This window comes from Treponema primitia ZAS-1 (genome assembly GCF_000297095.1).
Taxonomy (GTDB): Bacteria; Spirochaetota; Spirochaetia; order Treponematales; family Breznakiellaceae; genus Termitinema; species Termitinema primitia_A.
Window position 1 is genome coordinate 166,091 of the sequence record NZ_AEEA01000058.1, and the last position, 18,900, is coordinate 184,990.

At 54.2% G+C, this 18,900-nt stretch carries 18 protein-coding genes; 5 read left to right on the forward strand and 13 right to left on the reverse strand.

Annotation, left to right across the window (positions count from 1 at the left end):
- Positions 1-38: 38 nt before the first annotated feature.
- A complete protein-coding gene (locus TPRIMZ1_RS0111540; RefSeq protein ID WP_010259591.1) occupies positions 39-1,187 on the forward strand; it encodes a glycosyltransferase in 1,149 nt (382 codons plus the stop codon).
- A 23-nt stretch (positions 1,188-1,210) separates the two neighbouring features.
- Entirely contained in the window at positions 1,211-1,966 is a 756-nt protein-coding gene (locus TPRIMZ1_RS0111545) for a lysophospholipid acyltransferase family protein (protein ID WP_010259593.1), read from the forward strand.
- Between the two features lie 8 nt (positions 1,967-1,974).
- Here the strand turns inward: TPRIMZ1_RS0111545 and TPRIMZ1_RS0111550 are convergent, their stop codons facing one another.
- From TPRIMZ1_RS0111550 to TPRIMZ1_RS20505, 13 genes are all read right to left on the reverse strand, one after another.
- Positions 1,975-2,766 (reverse strand): ZIP family metal transporter, encoded by a 792-nt coding sequence (locus TPRIMZ1_RS0111550; RefSeq protein WP_010259596.1) that lies wholly within the window; start codon positions 2,764-2,766, stop codon positions 1,975-1,977.
- Between the two features lie 125 nt (positions 2,767-2,891).
- Positions 2,892-5,036 (reverse strand): ABC transporter ATP-binding protein, encoded by a 2,145-nt coding sequence (locus TPRIMZ1_RS0111555; RefSeq protein ID WP_010259598.1) that lies wholly within the window; start codon positions 5,034-5,036, stop codon positions 2,892-2,894.
- A complete protein-coding gene (locus TPRIMZ1_RS0111560; protein WP_026043681.1) occupies positions 5,029-6,873 on the reverse strand; it encodes an ABC transporter ATP-binding protein in 1,845 nt (614 codons plus the stop codon). The genes TPRIMZ1_RS0111555 and TPRIMZ1_RS0111560 overlap by 8 nt, the downstream gene beginning before the upstream one ends.
- A complete protein-coding gene (locus TPRIMZ1_RS0111565) occupies positions 6,845-7,690 on the reverse strand; it encodes a hypothetical protein (protein ID WP_010259603.1) in 846 nt (281 codons plus the stop codon). Before TPRIMZ1_RS0111565 ends, TPRIMZ1_RS0111560 begins: the two co-directional genes overlap by 29 nt.
- 7 nt (positions 7,691-7,697) lie before the next feature.
- Positions 7,698-9,464, reverse strand: coding sequence for a DNA repair protein RecN (gene recN, locus TPRIMZ1_RS0111570; RefSeq protein ID WP_010259605.1), 1,767 nt, complete (start codon positions 9,462-9,464; stop codon positions 7,698-7,700).
- Positions 9,457-10,347 (reverse strand): NAD(+)/NADH kinase, encoded by an 891-nt coding sequence (locus TPRIMZ1_RS0111575; RefSeq protein WP_010259606.1) that lies wholly within the window; start codon positions 10,345-10,347, stop codon positions 9,457-9,459. Before TPRIMZ1_RS0111575 ends, recN begins: the two co-directional genes overlap by 8 nt.
- Positions 10,348-10,361: 14 nt before the next feature.
- Positions 10,362-11,462 carry a DegT/DnrJ/EryC1/StrS family aminotransferase gene (locus tag TPRIMZ1_RS0111580; RefSeq protein WP_026043682.1) on the reverse strand — a complete coding sequence of 367 codons (1,101 nt, stop codon included), beginning with the start codon at positions 11,460-11,462 and terminating at the stop codon, positions 10,362-10,364.
- A gap of 34 nt (positions 11,463-11,496) precedes the next feature.
- Positions 11,497-11,970 carry a chemotaxis protein CheW gene (locus TPRIMZ1_RS0111585; RefSeq protein WP_010259611.1) on the reverse strand — a complete coding sequence of 158 codons (474 nt, stop codon included), beginning with the start codon at positions 11,968-11,970 and terminating at the stop codon, positions 11,497-11,499.
- A gap of 100 nt (positions 11,971-12,070) precedes the next feature.
- Entirely contained in the window at positions 12,071-12,613 is a 543-nt protein-coding gene (ruvC, locus tag TPRIMZ1_RS0111590) for a crossover junction endodeoxyribonuclease RuvC (RefSeq protein WP_010259614.1), read from the reverse strand.
- Positions 12,600-13,340 carry a YebC/PmpR family DNA-binding transcriptional regulator gene (locus TPRIMZ1_RS0111595; protein WP_010259616.1) on the reverse strand — a complete coding sequence of 247 codons (741 nt, stop codon included), beginning with the start codon at positions 13,338-13,340 and terminating at the stop codon, positions 12,600-12,602. The genes ruvC and TPRIMZ1_RS0111595 overlap by 14 nt, the downstream gene beginning before the upstream one ends.
- Positions 13,341-13,904: 564 nt before the next feature.
- On the reverse strand, positions 13,905-14,456 hold the full coding sequence (locus TPRIMZ1_RS20075) for an OB-fold protein (RefSeq protein ID WP_081503663.1): 552 nt from the start codon (positions 14,454-14,456) through the stop codon (positions 13,905-13,907).
- Between the two features lie 90 nt (positions 14,457-14,546).
- Positions 14,547-14,783, reverse strand: a complete 237-nt coding sequence (locus tag TPRIMZ1_RS20080) for a BrnA antitoxin family protein (protein WP_081503666.1) — start codon at positions 14,781-14,783, stop codon at positions 14,547-14,549.
- A gap of 32 nt (positions 14,784-14,815) precedes the next feature.
- On the reverse strand, positions 14,816-15,013 hold the full coding sequence (locus TPRIMZ1_RS20505) for a M23 family metallopeptidase (protein WP_010259623.1): 198 nt from the start codon (positions 15,011-15,013) through the stop codon (positions 14,816-14,818).
- Positions 15,014-15,315: 302 nt separating this feature from the next.
- Between TPRIMZ1_RS20505 and TPRIMZ1_RS0111615 the strand changes: the two genes are divergently transcribed.
- From TPRIMZ1_RS0111615 to TPRIMZ1_RS0111625, 3 genes are all read left to right on the forward strand, one after another.
- Complete coding sequence (locus TPRIMZ1_RS0111615) at positions 15,316-15,588, forward strand: type II toxin-antitoxin system RelB/DinJ family antitoxin (RefSeq protein ID WP_010259625.1); 273 nt, start codon at positions 15,316-15,318, stop codon at positions 15,586-15,588.
- The gene (locus tag TPRIMZ1_RS0111620; RefSeq protein ID WP_010259627.1) at positions 15,581-15,844 is read left to right on the forward strand and encodes a Txe/YoeB family addiction module toxin; all 264 of its coding nucleotides are present in this window, start codon (positions 15,581-15,583) and stop codon (positions 15,842-15,844) included. Before TPRIMZ1_RS0111615 ends, TPRIMZ1_RS0111620 begins: the two co-directional genes overlap by 8 nt.
- Before the next feature lie 257 nt (positions 15,845-16,101).
- Positions 16,102-18,834 carry a molybdopterin-dependent aldehyde oxidoreductase gene (locus TPRIMZ1_RS0111625; protein WP_010259629.1) on the forward strand — a complete coding sequence of 911 codons (2,733 nt, stop codon included), beginning with the start codon at positions 16,102-16,104 and terminating at the stop codon, positions 18,832-18,834.
- Positions 18,835-18,900 lie beyond the last annotated feature (66 nt).

Genomic DNA, 18,900 nt, shown 5'->3' on the forward strand with positions numbered 1-18,900 from the left:
TAGTTTGCTGATGAAGTTTTAATTTTTGAGGAGGAATTATGCTTCAACCTGTATTGGATTTTGCCATCAGATTGTATTTTCCCATACTTGGGGTTCTCGCCCTCTATTTTTTCGTACTTGCCACATCGAATATCCTGGAAATACGGAAAAATACCAAGCCCGCGGAATTGATCGACGGGCCCATGGTATCGGTCCTGGTCCCCATGCGGAATGAGGAACATAATGTAGAAATCTGTATCAATTCTCTGCGGGAACAGACGTACCGGAATTATGAGATTTTGATAATTGATGATAATTCCACCGACCGTACCCTGGAACTGATACAGAAGATGGCCCGGGAGGATACACGGATACATATCTATCAGGGTATGCCCCTGGCCGAGGGCTGGTTCGGTAAGCCCTATGCTATGCAGCAGTTAGCCCGGGAAGCACGGGGGGAAATCCTTATGTTTACCGATGCGGACACGGTCCACAGCCCTACCAGTGTTTCCTGGACGGTGACCAATATGTTTACCCTCCAGGCGGATTTAATCTCCGGTTTTACCGGACAGGTTTTTAAATCCTTTGGAGAGACGATAGTCGGCTCCCTGTTGTTCTTTATGACCGGCTTTATTATTCCCCTCTGGATGAACAAGTTTTCCAAAATGGGAAGTTTCTCCACCGCCGTTGGGCAGTTTATTGCCATTAAAAAAGAGGTTTTTGACCAAATCGGCGGTTATGAGCCCCTGAGACACAAGACCACCGAGGATGTATACCTGGCCCGGTATGTCAAAGAAATGGGGTACAAGACCTTTTTTCTGGACATAAAAGGCCATATTCAATGCCGGATGTACCCGGGATACACCGCGGCGGTAGAGGGGATCGGCAAAAATATCTACGATTTTTTTGGAAAAAACCCGGTCATTGTTTCGATAGTAGCGGTGTTGGTACTGCTCTTCCTCTTCCTTCCCGCTCCTATGTTTTTTGTCAGCCTTGTTCGGGGCAGCCATTGGGCGCTGAACTTTATCACCATTGATTTTATCTACACCCTGACCTGGACCCTGCTTTTCCTTGACCGGCAGCAGCCCTGGTACTATGGATTTCTTTGGCCCTGCATTTTCCTGAACCTTTTTTACATGATAATCTGGTCCTGGTTTAAGACCGTTTCCGGCCAGGGTTTTTATTGGAAAGACCGGTTGGTTGGTTAGCAGCCCGGCTGCGAAGGGAGATCATGCGGTATCAACGGGGCAGACCTTTAATCAATACATCCCTTCCCTTTCGTATTGCCTCGGCGCTGGTTTTTAGTATCATTTGGCCGCTGGTTCAATTCATTAATTCCCTGCTCTATTCTACCGCCTGGAAAAACCGGGTGAAATTGTTTCGCCTTAAGCGGGCTATCCTGGTATCGAACCATACCACCCCCCTGGACCCCCTCATGGTTGCCGGTATGATTCTTCCCTACCGTACCTGGCATACCCTTCTGGAAGCGACCGTAGAAGCCCCGGTGGTGGGTACCTTTACACGGCTGCTTGGCGGTATTCCCCTGGCGCCGGGAGCCCGGGGTTTAAAACAGATCCTGGAGACCTGCGATACCGCTTTCCGGTACAAGAAATTTATCCATTTCTACCCCGAAGGGGAATGTTACCTCTATAACCAGCAAATCAATGAATTTAAGCCCGGGGCCTTCCTTATCGCTGCGGAACTGGATCTTCCGGTGGTCCCCCTGGTAACGGTGATGTCCGAGGGACTCTTTAAAGCTCCGTCGTTTTGGAGCAGAAAGCGGCCCAAGGAAACATTGGTGACCCTGGACCCGGTTTATCCTTCACAATACATCCGGCGGAACGAAGCGGGGGAAATTGAAAAAACTTCGGTGCGGGAATTTGCCGAAGCGGTACGGCGGATCATGCAGAACGAAATTACCCGGCGGGGGGGCAGTTCCGCCTTTTACCGGGGAAAAATGGAACGGGTAAAGGGTATCAACGGGTAACGGGGAAACTACCCCAGGGCCACATCGAGGATCATCATTAAGAGGAAACCGGCCATAACGGCCATGGTTCCGGCGTTGGAATGTTCCCCCAGGTGAGCCTCGGGGATGAGCTCCTCCACCACCACATAAAACATGGCCCCCGCGGCAAAGGACAGGAGCCAGGGCATGTAGGGTGCGATAAGGGCCGCAATGAATACCGTGAGAAGACCGAAGATGGGCTCCACCACCCCCGAAAGACAACCCACAAAGAACGCTTTAACGCTGCTCATCCCTTCCTGCCTTAAAGGGAGGGCCACCGCTGCGCCTTCGGGAAAGTTTTGTATACCAATCCCCAGGGCCAGGGCAATGGCGGAGATATACATGGAGGGATCCTCGCTATGCTGGGCCGCTAATGCAAAGGACAGGCCCACCGCCATCCCTTCGGGGATATTGTGCAGGGTTACCGCAGAAACAAGCAGGGTGGTCCGCTTCATGGAAGAAGAAGGTCCCTCCCGGGTGTTGGTTTCGGGGTGTAAATGGGGGATCAGGCGGTCAAGGAGGAACAGAAAAAGGACCCCGATAATGAAGCCGCCGGCGGCAGGAACCCACCCTACCCCGCCTTTGGCTTGCGCCTCCGCAATGGCCGGAACCAGGAGGCCAAACACCGCTGCGGCAACCATGATGCCCGCCGCGAATCCCAGGAACAGGGTCTGCAGGATCCTGCCGGTCTGCTTGCGGAAGAGGAAAACCATAGCTGAGCCCAGACAGGTCATGAAAAAAATGAAGCCCGTACCGGCGGCAACCCATAGTAGTTCACGCATGGTTTAAGTATAGGGTCTTCGGGGCTGGGCTGCCAGTTCTAAATTAAGAATAACGGGGGCATCCCTCCCACTGTCTTTACCAAACCGCCTGTCAGTTCTTCCTTCTTCATCCGTGAGGTCCGCGGTTAATCCCCTTCGTATTGTAACCTGTACAGCCCCGCATACAAGCCATTTTGGGCTATCAGTTCCCGGTGGGTCCCCTGCTCTACCAGGCGGCCGCCGGAAAGGACGAGGATACGGTTGGCGTGGCGTATGGTGGAGAGCCGGTGGGCGATGACAATGGAGGTGCGGTTTGCCAGGACCCGCTGAAGGCCCAGTTGGATCAGATGTTCCGTTTCCGTATCAACGGAACTGGTGGCTTCGTCTAAGATAACCACTGCGGGGTTGTGGGCAATGACCCGGGCAAAGCTGATGAGCTGCCGCTGGCCCGAGGATATATTGGCGGCCCCTTCGGAAAGCTTGGTCTGATAGCCTTCACTGAGGCGGGAGATAAATTCGTGGGCATGGACAGCCTTGGCGGCTTCTTCCACCTGCTCGTCCGTGAGGGGCAGCCCCAGGCGTATGTTATCCGCCACGGCGCCTGAAAACAGGAACACATCCTGCAAAACCGGAAGCACCGAGCGGCGCAGCTCCCCCAGGGGGATGTCGGTAATGGGGATGCCGTCCAGGGTAATGCGCCCGGAATTGATATCCCAGAGCCGGGCAAGCACATTAGTAATAGTAGTTTTCCCCGCGCCGGTATAGCCCACAATGGCTATCATCTCACCGGCCTTCACCGTAAAGCTCAGATCCTTGAGTATCGCTTCCCCGTCTTTGTAGGAAAACTGCACATTTTCAAAGGCAATATCCCCGCGTATGGAACCTTCAACGGAATGGGTTCCCGTATTGGGGATGTGTTCGTCCGTATCCAGGAGCTTAAAGACCCGCTCCCCCCCGGCCATGGCGGACTGGAGGAGGGTATACTTTTCCGAAATATCCATCACCGGGGCGTAGAACATGGCCACCAGATTGATAAACGCAATGAGCACCCCCAGGGAAAGGGAAAGGTTAAAGACCATGTTGGCGCCAACCACGATCACCGCCGCTGTCGTAAGGGTGGAGAGGAATTCTACCAGGGGCCTGAAGGTAGCAAAAACGTACATTTCTCCCAGGTTGGCGTCCAGGAGTTCCTTATTCCGTTCCGCAAATTCCCTGCCGCTTTTTTTTCCGCCCCGGAAAAGCTGCACCACCTGGATTCCGGAGATACGCTCCGAAAGGTAGGAGTTTACCCGGGAAGATGCGACCCGCTGCTGCCGGAAGGCGTCCCTGGCCTTTAGGCGGCTCACCGCGGTGATCCCCAGTACCGGGGGCAGGAGCAGAAGAACCACCAGGGCCAGTTTGGGGGAAAGCATAATAAGGACCGCCAGTACCCCAATCATTACAGAAAGGTCCTTGAGGAAGGCCACGAGGACGGTGGTAAAAAATTCGTTCAGGGTTTCCACATCCCCGGTAAGCCGGGTAACGATCCTGCCCACCGGATGCCGGGACAGAAACGCGGTGGACTGGGAGGCGGTTTTTTTAAACAGCGCCAGCCGCATTTCCTTCATGGCCCGCTGTCCTATGAGGGAGGTAGTCCAGGTTTGGAAAAATGTACAGACAAAGACCAGGGTAAGGATGATAAACATCTCCGTTACCGTAAGGAGTATGCGGGAAAAGTCCCTGCTCCGCACTGCCCGGATTTGGTCAACCGGCAGGGCGTAGAGGTCGGCGGTTCTTATGGCCGCAGTTTCAGCGCCGGCGGGTGTTTTGCCCCGGAGGAAAAGTTCACCCCGGCTTTCCATTACCGCCATGGCGGGATCATCCGGCTTCAGGGTAAAGGCATACCACTGGCCGCTGTCCAGGATACCCGCAGACCGCAGTTCCCCCTCCGCCGCGGCGGTGATGCTTCGGGACGGACCGGCAAGGAAAGACCGGCCCTGGGGTATAAAGAGATTTGTCCCAACCGCAATACTGCGCTTAGTATTATTGAGCTGCTCCAAGGATCTTTGCGCCTCCGGAGAGAGACCGCTGTTTCCGTCTTGGCGAAGGAGGAGGGACCGGGCCAGGATTGAATCGTCTATGAGCCGCTGCTGGATAACGGGGATGCCCAATTCGCCCAGGGTAGAAAGGGCCAGGGTAAAAAGCATGGCGAAGCTCAAAAGACGGTAGGGTTTTATGTAGCCCATGATGCGCCGGACCAGGCCGCTGTCGTAGCCCTTCACCACATCTTCGCTTTCAAAATAATCAGCCATGGCCCTCTCCCTGCTCCAGCCGCTGCAGCTCCGCCATCTTCGCGTAGAAGCCGCCCTTTTCAAGCAGCTCCCGGGGGGAACCGCTTTCTACAATCCGGCCCTGTTCCAGTACCAGCACAATATCTGTGTAGGCAAGGGTGGAGACCCGGTGGGAAACTATCACCGCAGTAGAACCACGGCTTCCTTGGATTTTCCGTTCCCGTTGCTCCAGAAGACCCCGGAGTATCCGCTTTTCCGTTTCCGCGTCCACCGCGGAAAGAGAATCGTCCAGAACAAGGATTTCGGCGTCCATAATTAAAGAACGGGAAATGGCGGTCCGCTGTTTTTGCCCACCCGAAAGGGTAAGCCCCCGCTCACCGATGGTGGTTTCCCATCCCTGGGCAAAGCCCGCCAGGTCCCGGTCCAGGGCGGCCAGTTCTGCGCTTTCCCTGATACGGGATTCGTCGGCTTCCTCAAGGCCGTAAGCAATGTTACGGCCTATGGAATCCGAAAAGAGGTAGCTGTCCTGGGGGGTCACCGCGAAAAGGGCGCGCAGTTCCTCCAGGTCCCATTCCCGCACATCCACGCCGCGCACAAATACTGCACCGGGCGGGGGATCCACCATACGGGTCATGGTTTTGAGCAGCGTGGTCTTTCCCGAACCGGTACGGCCCAGGATGCCCACCCAGCTGTTCCGGCCTATGTTCAGGGTGATATCCTCCAGAACATTCGCATCGCCGTAGGCAAAATTCAGGTTCCGTATTTCAATTTCGTTTACCCCAAGCCCCGGTTCCGGCCGCCTCACCACCGCGGGGGAAACGATGGAGGGTTTCGTCTCCAGTACGGAGTTCACCCGGCCCAGACTCACGGCGCCCCGCTGTATCATATTTACCATGAACCCCGCGCCCATTAGGGGCCAGATAAGCATTTGAAAATAGCTGAACAGGGCCACCAGTTCCCCGGGGCTCATAAGACCCTCCACCACCCGGCGGCCCCCCACCAGGAGGAGGATCAGGGAGGTGAGTCCCGAAAGGAAGGTGATGAGAGGAAAAAATAACCCGAAGGTCTTGACCAGGACCATATTGGCGTCCCGGTAATCGTCATTGGTGTCCGCAAATTTTTTGATGAACCACCATTCCTTCACAAAGGATTTGATAACCCTGATACCGGCAAAGGTCTCCTGGACCGTATCGCTCATGGCGGAGTAGGTTTCCTGCGCCCTCTGGAACTGCTTTCCCACCCTATGCCCAAAGAGGAGTATCAGTACCGTAACAGGAAGCAGGGGAATTACCGCGAAGGCTGCGGTCCGGGCATCCTGGATAAAGATAATAATCAGGATTGCTGTGGCAAGAACCGTACCGTCCACCAGGGCCACGAGTCCCATGCCGATAGCCGTCCGTACCGCCCCTACATCACTGGTGGATTTTGCCATGAGATCCCCGATTTTGTTTTCCTGGTAAAAATCGTAGGACAGAATAAGGAGATGATCGAAGAGCCTGCCCCGCAGTTCCGTCTCTATGCGCCGGGAGGAACCATGGATAAAATAACGCCAGAGGAAACGCCCCCCGCAGACAAGGAACATACTCCCGACCATACCGAGACAGAGAAGAAAAATATGATTTCCAACAGCATTGCTGCTGCCAGCGCCAGCAATGCTGCCGGTGGCAGCAAGACTACCAAGGGAAATCAAATCCACCGCCTGGCGCATAAGCTGGGGGATCAGCACCTGGGCGGCATCTACCAAGAGGAGACAGAGAAAACCCAGGATATACTGCCTGCGGTACCGGGCAAGGTAGGGAAGAATGGTTTTGTATTCCCAGAGGGATGTCCTATTCTTCGGTATCGCTGTCATCTTCATCCTGTATTCTTTTTGGAGGGGCCATCGTATTCTTCTTAACATCCGCTTCAAGCTTGGCAGTCCAAATATCCAGTTTTTTCTTGGTCATCTCCGTCTCTTCCCTGGGTCCCAGGACGCTGTAGAGCCTGCGAAGGGCCGAAAGAAAATGTATCCCCATATTAAAATCTTCAACATTCTTTGTGGATAATTCGTATTTTTCCCGGTACCGGTCCGCCGTCTGGGCCAACAGTTTCTTTATCAAGCGCAGATGGTATACCGTGGGTTCATATTCCGGAGAGCGGGGATCCGTATTGACCACCGCCTTTTTCAAATCCATGATATTTTTTGCCACCGTCGCAAAACGCCCCTCAAGTTCAACGAAGGACCACCGCCATTTTGTATTATCCCCATAGGCATCTTCCACAAGCTGGAGCGCAAGCCCAATCTTGCGGACAAGCAGGTAACGGGCAGCGGCATCCAGAGGAGCGATCCCGGCGAGTTTTTCCTCGTAATCCGAGAAGGGGGCGTCAACATGATTACTCACCACCCTTTCCAGGTAGATGATACATTTGTAAAGAGATTTTCGGGCGTTGTTGAGGGCTTCCTCGTTTTTTGCGCCCAGTACAACCTGGGAAATGCCGTTCACAATAATATAGTTAGAAGTAAGGCTGAGCATATCCTCAGCAAGGGCGACCCGTTTCATACCCGCTTCCTCGCTATCCTGACGGATCTGGGACATGGTTTCCTTTTCCCGGCTCAGGAGTTTATTAATAGCCTCGTTAAAACCACCGATCCGTTCCAAATACCGGCGCAGTTCAATGCTGGAAGTCTTCGCCATTGTATCCTCATTTCTTGTATTTCTTCAGCAATTCATCCGCATGGGCCAGGGCTGCCGCACCCCCGGCGTCTCCCGCCAGCATCCTGGCAATTTCCCCCCGGAGCGTATCGGCGGCCAGCACTGAAATTACGGTGGTGGTCCTGCCTCCCCCGGTCTTTTTCTCAACCTTCAGATGATTATCCGCCCGAACGGCGATGCTGGCAAGATGGGTTACACAGAAAATTTGTTTAATGCCGCCGATCTTCCGGAGGTAGTCCCCCACCGCCAGGGCAACCTCTCCTCCTATACCGGTGTCGATCTCATCGAAAACCAGGGTTTCCTGAGAATCGGAGATTCTCTTCGAATCAGAGATTCGCTGCGAATCGGAGACAGCCCCGGTATGTTCCCCGGTAAGCGCCGTTTTGATTGCCAGCATCACCCGGGAAAGTTCCCCCCCGGAGGCGATACGGGACAGATCCTTTAAAGGCTCCCCGGCATTGGCGGAGATGAGAAATTCTACATCCTCCGCGCCCCAGGGACCGATTACCATGGATGTCTTTTGCTGCTCTTGCCCCCGGTTATTCACCCCTACCTCAAAACAAGCGTTGGGCATACCAAGGCTCTTGAGGATAACACTGATCCTATCCCCCAGTTTAGCCGCGGCGGAACGTCGTTTTGCACCCAGTGCCGAGGCCCGGCCGGCAAGGTCCTTTTCCAGAAGGGCAATTTCCGCGCCCAGTTTTCCCCGGTTTTCCTCGGCATTGGAAAGGGCGTCAATCTCCGCCTCCGCAGCATTCCTGTAGGCCAGTATGCCGTCTTCCTCGGCCCCGGAAGCCGCCCCCCCCCCGTATTTCTTCCGCAGCCGGTACAGCAGGGCGAGCCGTTCCTCCACTTCCTCCAGCCGGCCCGGTTCGTAGCGAAGCACATCACGGTAGGAGCGGAATTCCTCCGCCAGATCCTCCGCCTCGTAGTAGAGATTCTCCATACGCTGCTGCATGGCCGAAAGTTCCCCATCAATGGTGGCGGCATTATCCATTGCCGTACGGACACGCCGGCCTAGGGACAACACCGAAGGTTCATCTTCAAACAGGGCGGCGGCGGCGGTATTTACCTGCCCCGCTAATTTTTCAAAGGAAGCCAGCCGTTTGGATTCGGTCTCCAGTTCCCGGCTCTCCCCGTTTTTCACCGCCGCCTTGTCGATTTCTTCAATAGAGTAACGAAGTATCTCCAGCCGGGCGTCCCGGTCCCGCTCATTGGCGGCGGATGTTTCCAGGGTCCTCTTTTTATCCGCCAGGTTCAGGAATATTCCGTTAAACTGGGCGGCCTCGTTCTCAAGACCGGCGAAGCGGTCCAGATATTTTCGATGTATTTCCTTATGCAGCAAGGATTCGTGGGAATGCTGACCGTGGAGATCAAAGAGGAGGCCCATACATTGTTCCAGATCATTCCGGCTAAGGGGCGCATCCTGTATATATATTGAAGAACGCCCCGAAGTTTTTATATTCCGCCGGACGATGATACGCCCATCCTCTGCTGCAATATCCCGGCTTGCAAGCCAGTCCAGCACATCCCGGTTATCCTCCCGAATGGAAACCACCGCCGATACCGAAGCCTCCTCGCTGCCGGTGCGGATCACCGAAATATCCGCCTTGGCGCCCAGGAGAAAACTCAGGGCGCCCACAATGATGGACTTCCCCGCCCCGGTTTCCCCGGTGAGGATATTAAGGCCCCCCTCAAAGGATACCGAAAGATTGTCGATCAGGGCGTAGTTGCGAACATTAAGTTCCTCAAGCATGGCCCACCTCGCCGGTTAAGGATCCGCCGGACCAGTTGAGCTTGGTACGCAGCGCCCGGTAAAAGCCCTCCCGGTCCGAAGCAATGAGCAGGGCGTCCCGGGGCGCCCGGCGTATGAAGATCCGGTCCCGGGGTTCCAGGGATTCCGTAACCTGGCCATCCACGGTGAGGAGTATGCCGCTCCGCTGTTCGCTTTCCAGTTCCACGATCACCGTTTCGTGGGCGGGTACCACCATAGGGCGGTTGGACAGGGTAAAGGGACAAAGGGGGTTGATAATCACCGCCGCCAGTTCCGGGTCCAGAATGGGCCCCCCGGCGGCTACCGAGTAGGCGGTGGAACCGGTGGGAGTAGCCACGATAAGTCCATCGGACCGGTAATGCCCCAGGCGTATGGGGTCCCCCTTGCCGGGCTCCGAAACGGATTCAACCCCCATGCTTAAAAGCTTGGCTATCCCCAGGGCGGAAATCACCGCATCGTTCAGACAGGTATCCCGGGCTATGGTTTTACCCTGCCGTTCTACCCGAACCTCCAACATGAGCCGGCGGGAAAGGGCCGCCTCCCCCCGGAGCCATGCCTCAAAAACCTGTACCCATGCCTCCGGGTGGACTGCGGCGATAAAGCCCAGGGAGCCCAGGTTTACCGGGAAAATAGGAACCCCCAGGGGCGCCAGAGTCCGGGCAGCGTAGAGGACCGTGCCGTCCCCGCCCAGGCTGAAACAGCAATCGTACTCCCCATCGGGTTTAAAATCACCCTGGCCATCGAAGAAAAAGGAGTGGGTTTTTATATCCCGGCGGCGCAGTTCCGTCTCAATCGTTTTGCCCAGGGACCGGGAGTTTTCTTTGAGGATGTTAACAATCAACAATGCCCGTTTGATTTCTCCCATCCTGCGATCCTTACTTATGGAAGGGTCAGAATGAGCTTGGAGACCTTCTCTATATCCGGCCCGCTGAGCCGGGGGTAGAGGGGAAAGAGGGCAGTCCTGAGAGACAGGGAATAGGATTCCGGACAAAGTTCGGTAGGAACCTGGCCGGCGCCCATAAGGCTATCCTCCAGGGCGCTTTCCACGGCGATATCCTTCCGCTTGGCATAGGCCTTTACATCCTTCATGCCGGTCTCCAGGACCAGGGAGAAGGCGTAGTTATTGTATTCGAAGGTATCATTTTGAACAAAACGCTTGTGCCGGGTGCGGAGACTCGCCTGGGCATAGAGCTTGGCGATTTCCCTCCGTTTTTCCAGGTTCCGCGACGCTTCCCGGAACTGGACCACCGCCATGGCGGCGTTCATATCCGGTAACCCGTACTCCGGGGGCAGTTCCGCATAGTTCCGCAGTACCCCCGCATCCCGGCGGCTCATGGCGTAGAGCAGGGCCCCTCCCCCGGCGGTAAGCAGGTCCTTTTCTTCCAGCCCCAGTATGGTGAGCGCCCCGGAAGGATAGGGCGGCTCCGGCGGAGCTTGGGTAGCGGCAGCCTCGGCGGCAGCGGCTTCAGCAGCGGCGGGACCCAGGGGCCGTTCGGCGGACAGGGCGCCATAGCTCTGGGACCGGTCTTCAATAACAGGCAGCCCCAGGCCAAGGATGCCGGCCATATCCGGCACATAGCCCAGGGTATGGTGCAGAACAATGCACCGGGCAACTGGCCCGCCGGGCCGGGAACGGGCAGCCTCAATGGTTTCCGGGCCCATGGAGGCCGACGAGGGCATCACATCCGCATAAACGGGAACCAGGCCGAGATCTTCGATCACCTGTTTGTAATATCTTGGGGAAAGGGCGGAAATAATCACCCCCTGTCCCTGCTCTAAATTGAGGGTACGCAGGGCAAGGAAAAGAGCGATAGCGGGACTCCGCAGGGCCAGGGAATAATCAAACTGAAGCCGTTCCTTGGCAATCTGAACAAGATGTTGGGCGTGTTCCCCGGGACCGATCTTATCCTCCACCAGGGCGGTAAGAACCGCGTCCATCTCTTTCCGCCTGATGGTCGGAGAGTAAACTTCAATTTTCATGTAATTACCTCGGGTGTCGGAGGACTAAAGTCCATTAGCGTTTATTAAGATCCGCGATTTTCTGTAGTTCCTTAGCATTAAAGAGGTCCCGTATATTCAGGATGATAAGGTACCCATGATCCTGCCGGACGACTCCCTTTATATACTCCGCCCCAATACCGCTGAGCATCTGGGGCGGCGGCTGAATTTCTTCCTTCTCAATAGTCACCACCCGGGAAACCCGGTCTATGATTACCCCCAGTTTCATCCCATCGATATCGAGGATAATAAAACCGGACAGCAATTCATCTTCCTCGGAGCTAATCATCCTTTTTAGGTGGAACCGTTTATGGAGGTTGATAATCGGAATTATCTCACTGCGGAGATTAAAAATACCTTCAACATAACCAGGAGCATTGGGAATAGCCCTGATTTCCTGGACGCGGACGATTTCTTTTACGTCCATTATATTAATCCCGTATAATTCTTCCCCAAGCTGAAAGGTAACTAATTGATTCTGGTCAGCCATTGCAACTCCTGGCGGTTCCTATTGAAACCGCATTGTTCCTTACCATCTACTGTACTATCGAAATCATCTTTCTTCAAGTCTTTCGGGATAATTCGCCGACTTATTCAAGAAAAAGCGTGTGGGCAGCGCAAATTGCCGAAGCCAGGGCGTCTGCGGCGTGATCCGGTTTCGGGATATCCTCCAGCCCCAGGATAAACCTGACCATTTCCTGAACCTGGGATTTATCCGCCCTAGCCGCCCCGGTTACGGCCTGCTTTATCGCATTGGGGGTAAATTCCCGTACCCGCAGCCCCCATTCCGCCAGGGCCATACCGAGCACCCCCCGGGCTTCCGCCACCGGCATGGCGCTGGACACATTCCTGGCGAAATAAAGGGTTTCCATGGCGGATTCGGCAGGCTCATAGGCCGCCAGGACCTCTTTAAATGCCGTATAAATCGAAAAAAGGCGTTCCGCCTGGGGGCGATCCGCCTTGGTTTCAATACATCCATGGGCGATATGCCGAATCCGGCTGCCCCCAATCTCCACAAGCCCCCAGCCGACGGAGGACAAGCCCGGGTCGACCCCCAGGATACGGCGTACCTTCCCGGTCCGCGCCGCCTGCCCGGCTAGGGCCAGCAGCCCGGACTTCTTACTCCGACTCAAAACCTTCGGGTATTTCCAGGTTGGAATACACGTTCTGCACGTCCTCGTTTTCTTCCAGCCTATCGATAAGCTTGACCACCTTGCCGGTGGCATCCCCCTCAAGGGCTACCTCGGCTTCGGCAACCATGCTCACCTCGGCGCTCATGGTCTCGATACCCTTTTCGTTTATCACGGTAAGCACCGACTCAAAGTCTTCCGGGGAGGTGGTAATCTCGATAATCCCATCGGAAAGGGCCACATCCTCGGCGCCGCCGTCAATAGCGATCTCCATGATCTGGTCTTCGGTATACTTGTCCCCATCAACGGTGATGATCCCCTGGCGCTTGAAGAGCCGGGAAACCGATCCGGAGGTGGCAAGCTGCCCACCCGCCCGGGTCAGCATATTGCGTATATCCGCGGCAGCCCGGTTTTTATTGTCCGTCAGGACCTCGATAAAGATCGCCACCCCGCCGGGGGCATAGGCTTCGTAGATCAGCTCTTCGTAGTTGACCCCTTCCAACTCGCCGGTACCCTTTTTGATGGCCCTGTCGATGTTATCCTTGGGCATATTAGCGCCCCGGGCCTTGAGAATAGCGGTCCGTAAACGCGGATTTGCGTCGGGACTCCCCCCGCCCATCCTGGCGGCAATGGATATTTCCTTGATCAGCTTGGTAAAAATTTGGCCGCGTTTTGCATCGGCGGCGCCTTTTGCGTGCTTAATAGTCGCCCATTTACTATGGCCGGACATGATAACTCCTTGTAAGTCTTATATTTGGTTAGTGTAGCAAGAAAGCGGCGCTCTGTCCAGTGGGTGGGAAATATCCCTTTTTCTTTGTACTTTGTCGGCAAAACGGGCGTGGGGAGTGGTGCACCCGTCTTCATGTGCATGTAGAATTCACTTACGGAGCCCCTTCGGGTCTCCTCCAGTGAGGAATTCCATATACATGAAGGCGGGCGTACCCCTCCCCACGCCCGCCGATGTCACATAATAAGAAGAAGGGGTATTTACCGGGGGGATCACATACTGGAGTGGCACCTTTAGGAGGTATTCGATGAAAAATTTTGCAGTAACCCTGTTTTTTTACTGCCCTTTCCTTCCCGGTATGCGGCCAGTCCGGAGATAAAACAGCGGCCGGCGGCGCTGCGTTGCCTATGAACAGGGCTTAGGCTGGGCGGGCAGGGCTGCCAAAATTTCGTATTGTCCCTTGAAATCAGGATAGGCCGGGTTTTAACCTCTGGATATTTCACAAAGGTAATAAAAAAACCGGTCTATTACTAAACCGGTCAATATCAAAGGAATAATAGGATATAATTATTCAAAAAAAGAGTCTTGAATAACAACATTTATAATTTGTTTACCATCACAGATTCCAACTATGGTGATTGTTTGTCCCTTGTCCAGATCACCAAGTTTTTCTGCTTCAGCTGTTTTGAAATAAACTTGTACCCCAGTCATTCCATACGCATCGGCATTAAACTTTATATATGCCTTATCCAAAATATCTTTTCCGATGTCGCCAACCTCGCCACTGATCCTAACGGCCTTGCCTTTATAGTTTGTATAAGCTTTAATTTCGTTGCTTTCATAGGCATCATAAAGTTCTTTGGGCGATATAGTAATTGCTTCAGAAGCCATTTTAGCAGCATCCTGTCCGCCAGTTGCATCCCTAACGGCATCCTTTACCAACTTGCTATCACTAGCAACGTCTACGACAGCTTTAGTAACTGCTGTACAGGTATATACCGAATACCCAATAACAATGGCGATGATGGCGGCGGAAAACGCCCTTGCGCAGTTGCAGGAGACTGTCGCCGCCAACATCGAGCGGGTTGTCGCTGATGCGGTGGAAAAGACCCTTTCCAAAAAACACCCCTAATCGTTCCCACTAGGAGTCATATCCTCTAATCCCAGAGACATAGCTCTAACGGCAACGCTAGGCGCCATAGGCGTTTACTATAAAATCTTAGCCAGAATTTCCGGGTTATTGACGATGTAGTTTAATACGTCCCCCATTGTTCCGGTATAACCTTTCCCCAGGGCCTTGTATTTTGCCAGGGCTTCCGGTTCTATCCGAAGGGCAATTACTGGTTTTGTGTCCTGTTTGCTTTTCCGGCTCCGAAGTTCGCGAGCCAGGACGGCGAATTCCTCCAGCGCTTCCGGGGTAGATTCCGGGTTGTCTTCGTCGTATATAACCGGGTGCTTTTTTGCTTTCTCTTCCCCCCTTACCGCAAAACCGACAGGGGATCAATCGCCCGCTCTTGGTAGTAAACCGAAAAATGCAAAAGGGGCCCGGTTGACAATCCGGTATTTCTCGAGAGGGCTATGGTTTCCCCCTGGGCCACGCGCCGGCCCTTTGCAGCCACAACTTCGTCAAGCTGGGCATACTTGAAAATCATTTTTGCCGGAAAGATGACAGTCACCTTTCCGGCAAGTGACCCCCACCGGTAAATACCCCTTCTTCGTACTATGTGACATCGGCGGGCGGGGGGAGGGGTACACCACAGGGGGAGGTCTTTGGAGACCAGCTTATGGAACAAGGCCATACTCTGGAACAGATAAAGGCAAAACTGGCTAGAGCCACTTAAGTGAGTGGGCCAATTCGGTGGCCGGTACCATTTTCCGCTGTCAGGCATCTTTTTGTCTCCTAAATATCCTATATCTTCGTGCAAATAACTTGATATGCACGAAGATATAGGATATATTTATTATTAAGGTGGTCATTATGGCAGAAACTATTAATGTAACCGTAAGGCTGGATCGTGATATTAAGGAACAAGCCGAAACTATGTTTAATGGCTTCGGGATGAACCTGTCCACAGCGGTCAATATATTTGTACGCCAGTCATTGCGGCAAGGTAAAATTCCTTTTGAAATTTCCGATCCCTATTACAATGAAAAAAACATGGAACGGCTAAAACAATCCATAGCAGAATTTACCACCGGAAAAGTGGTAGAAAAAACCATGGATGAATTAGAAGCAATGGAAAATGCGTAAGATTTTTTCAGAAAGTGGTTGGGAGGATTATCTTTATTGGCAAACGCAGGATAAAAAAATGCTAAAAAGGATAAACCAACTAATAAAAGACATTGACCGCGATCCATTCGGCGGCATCGGTAAGCCGGAACCACTGAAAGGAAATTATTCCGGCTATTTGAGTCGCCGGATTAATGAAGCTAACAGGTTAATATATCGCATTAGTCAGGACATCCTTGAGATCCATCAATGTAAAGGGCATTACGATGACAAATGAAAAAAGGCGAATAAGTATTTGTTCCTTTGCACGCCTTTGCGGTTAAAAATCCGTATGTTTATGATGTTGTTCCAGGGCTTTCACAAAGGGTTAAACAAAACTAAAACAAACAGATAAAAAAATAAATGCGAAAATTATCATAAGTTGCATCAAAACAGTACAAACACATCTATCTTTGCTTCATATTGACGATGATTATTTTTCTTGACGATTCCTTTCCGGCGGGCTTACAATAACTGTCATGAGAGGTATCAAGTATGGAGAAAAAGACGCTTACTATAAACGGACAGCCTCGCACATTAATTGTTGACGGCGAGTCCACGCTGGCAGAGACGCTGCGAAAACAGCTCCTCTTAACGGGCTGTAAAGTTGGGTGCGGCAACGGTCAATGCGGCGCCTGTTCGGTCATTATCAGCGGTAAGGTGGTACGGGCCTGTACCCGTAAAATTAAAACCCTTGGGGAAGATGACGCCATCGAAACCATTGAGGGAATCGGTACCCCGGAAAATCTACATCCCCTGCAGCTTGCCTGGATGGCCCACGGATGCGCCCAGTGCGGGTTCTGTTCTCCGGGTTTTATCCTGTCCGCAAAACAACTCCTCACGGAAAACCATAGCCCCACCCGGGACGAGGTTCGCGCCTGGTTCCAGAAGCATCGTAACGCCTGCCGCTGTACCGGCTACAAGCCATTGGTAGACGCCGTGATGGACGCCGCCAAGGTACTTCGGGGCGAACTGCAGAAGGAAGATTTGCTCTTCAAACCGGTGGGCAACAATATCACCGGAACCTATTACCACCGCCCCTCTGCAAAGGCGAAGGTTACGGGCAAATGGGACTTCGGCGCCGACATGGCCCTGCAGATGCCCGCAGGAACACTGCACTTAGCGTTGGTGCAGGCCGAAGTTTCCCACGCGAAGATTAAGGGCATCGACACCAGCGAAGCTGAAAAGATGGAAGGGGTTTACAAGGTTATTACCCACAAGGATGTAAGCGGCAAGAACCGGATCACCGGTCTTATCACCTTCCCCACCAATAAGGGTGATGGCTGGGACCGGCCCATACTCTGCGACGAAAAGGTATTCCAGTACGGAGACGCCATCGCCATCGTAGCCGCCGACACGGTGGAACAGGCCAGGGCTGCGGCGAAGAAAGTGAAGGTAGACCTGGAACTACTCCCCGCCTATATGAGCGCCCCAGCGGCCATGGCGGATGACGCCATCGAAATTCATCCCGGAACCCCCAACGTATATTTCCAGATCAACAACAAGAAGGGCGCCGAGACCAGGGACATCATAGCCAAGGCGCCCAACGTAGCGGAGGTTTCATCCTACTGCTCCCGGCAGCCCCACCTGCCCCTGGAACCGGACTGCGGCCAGGCATACATCGACAGCGAAGGCCGGCTGACCATCCACTCCAAGTCCATCGCCATCCACCTCCACGCGGCCATGATCGCCGCCGGAATCGGCATTGAGCTTGACAAGCTGCGGCTGGTGCAAAACGGCTCGGGGGGTACCTTTGGGTACAAGTTCTCCCCCACCATGGAAGCCCTGGTCGGCGTAGCCTGTCTTGCCTGCGATAAACGCCCGGTCTCCCTGGTCTACAATATGCACCAGATGATCACCTACACCGGCAAACGTTCCCCCACCTTCATGAACCTGAAGGTCGCGGCGGATAAGGACGGCAAGGTATTGGCCCTGGAAGGAAAGAACATCCTCGACCACGGACCCTATTCCGAGTTCGGCGATCTCCTCACCCTGCGGCTGGCCCAGTACCACATGGCCGGTTACGATGTGCCCAATATCCGCACGGAAAACTACACCGTTGCTACCAACCACGCCTGGGGTTCCGCATTCCGCGGCTACGGCGCACCGGAAGCGGAGCTTGGATCAGAAATACTGATGGATATCCTGGCGGAAAAAGTCGGCGTCGATCCCTTTGAGATCCGCTACAAGAACATCTACCGCCCGGGGTGTACCAATATTACCGGTCAGACCCCTGAGGTATTCTCTTTGCCGGAATTGATGGACAAGGCAAAACCGCATTACTACGCCGCCAAGGCACGGGTAAAGGAACTGAACGCCAAGGGCGGGAAGCTGAAATACGGGGCGGGGATCGCCATCGGCGTATACGGTTGCGGCCTTGACGGCACGGACTCCTCCGCCGCCTGGGTTGAACTGCAAAGCGACGGCAGCGTAAAGGTCGGATCCAGCTGGGAAGACCACGGACAGGGCGCGGATATCGGAACCCTCACCATGGCCCACGAGACCCTCCGCCATGCGGGGTTCACCCCGGAAAAGATCAAGGTGGTGATGAACGACACCGCCATTACCCCCAACTCCGGACCCGCCGGGGGCAGCCGTTCCAACGTAGTCACGGGCAACGCCATCAGGGTCGCCGCAGAGAACCTGCTTAACGCCTTGAAAAAACCCGACGGGACCTACCGGACCTACGAGGAAATGGCCGCTGCCAAGGCGCCGCTGCGTTACGAAGGAAGCTGGACCGCAGATATGTGTACCAACTGCGATCTGGAAACCAGCCAGGGCGCGCCCTTCTCCAACTATATGTACGAAGTCTTTATACCAACCGTGGAGGTGAACACCGAGACCGGCAAAGCCCGGGTAATCTCCTTCTACACCGTTGCTGATGTGGGTAAGCTTATCAACAAATCCGTGGTGGACGGCCAGATATACGGCGGCATCGCCCAGGGCATCGGCCTTGCGCTCACCGAGGACTTTGAGGACCTGACCAAACACAATACCCTGGCGGGCTGCGGCCTCCCGTTGATCGAAGATATACCCGATGATTTTGTTATTGAGTATGTCGAAGCGCTCCGGCCCAGCGGCCCCTACGGCGCTTCCGGCGTGGGCGAAGTTCCGCTCTGCGGTTCCCACCCGGCGATACTGAACGCGATCTACGACGCCTGTAAGGTGCGGATAACCCATATCCCCGCCCTGCCCGAAAAGATCAAAGCCGGTCTTGCGAAGGTATAGGTACCGGTACTGACATCGAAGGGCTCAGGGACATAAGCGCCGTGAGCCCTTCTTTTTTTACTCCGT

Excerpts from the sequence above, each read along its gene's own strand:
- TPRIMZ1_RS0111540 (WP_010259591.1), top strand. The coding sequence starts at position 39 with ATGCTTCAACCTGTATTGGATTTTGCCATCAGATTGTATTTTCCCATA.
- TPRIMZ1_RS0111545 (WP_010259593.1), top strand. The coding sequence starts at position 1,211 with ATGCGGTATCAACGGGGCAGACCTTTAATCAATACATCCCTTCCCTTT.
- TPRIMZ1_RS0111550 (WP_010259596.1), bottom strand. The coding sequence starts at position 2,766 with ATGCGTGAACTACTATGGGTTGCCGCCGGTACGGGCTTCATTTTTTTC.
- TPRIMZ1_RS0111555 (WP_010259598.1), bottom strand. The coding sequence starts at position 5,036 with ATGGCTGATTATTTTGAAAGCGAAGATGTGGTGAAGGGCTACGACAGC.
- TPRIMZ1_RS0111560 (WP_026043681.1), bottom strand. The coding sequence starts at position 6,873 with ATGAAGATGACAGCGATACCGAAGAATAGGACATCCCTCTGGGAATAC.
- TPRIMZ1_RS0111565 (WP_010259603.1), bottom strand. The coding sequence starts at position 7,690 with ATGGCGAAGACTTCCAGCATTGAACTGCGCCGGTATTTGGAACGGATC.
- recN (WP_010259605.1), bottom strand. The coding sequence starts at position 9,464 with ATGCTTGAGGAACTTAATGTTCGCAACTACGCCCTGATCGACAATCTT.
- TPRIMZ1_RS0111575 (WP_010259606.1), bottom strand. The coding sequence starts at position 10,347 with ATGGGAGAAATCAAACGGGCATTGTTGATTGTTAACATCCTCAAAGAA.
- TPRIMZ1_RS0111580 (WP_026043682.1), bottom strand. The coding sequence starts at position 11,462 with ATGAAAATTGAAGTTTACTCTCCGACCATCAGGCGGAAAGAGATGGAC.
- TPRIMZ1_RS0111585 (WP_010259611.1), bottom strand. The coding sequence starts at position 11,970 with ATGGCTGACCAGAATCAATTAGTTACCTTTCAGCTTGGGGAAGAATTA.
- TPRIMZ1_RS0111595 (WP_010259616.1), bottom strand. The coding sequence starts at position 13,340 with ATGTCCGGCCATAGTAAATGGGCGACTATTAAGCACGCAAAAGGCGCC.
- TPRIMZ1_RS0111615 (WP_010259625.1), top strand. The coding sequence starts at position 15,316 with ATGGCAGAAACTATTAATGTAACCGTAAGGCTGGATCGTGATATTAAG.
- TPRIMZ1_RS0111620 (WP_010259627.1), top strand. The coding sequence starts at position 15,581 with ATGCGTAAGATTTTTTCAGAAAGTGGTTGGGAGGATTATCTTTATTGG.
- TPRIMZ1_RS0111625 (WP_010259629.1), top strand. The coding sequence starts at position 16,102 with ATGGAGAAAAAGACGCTTACTATAAACGGACAGCCTCGCACATTAATT.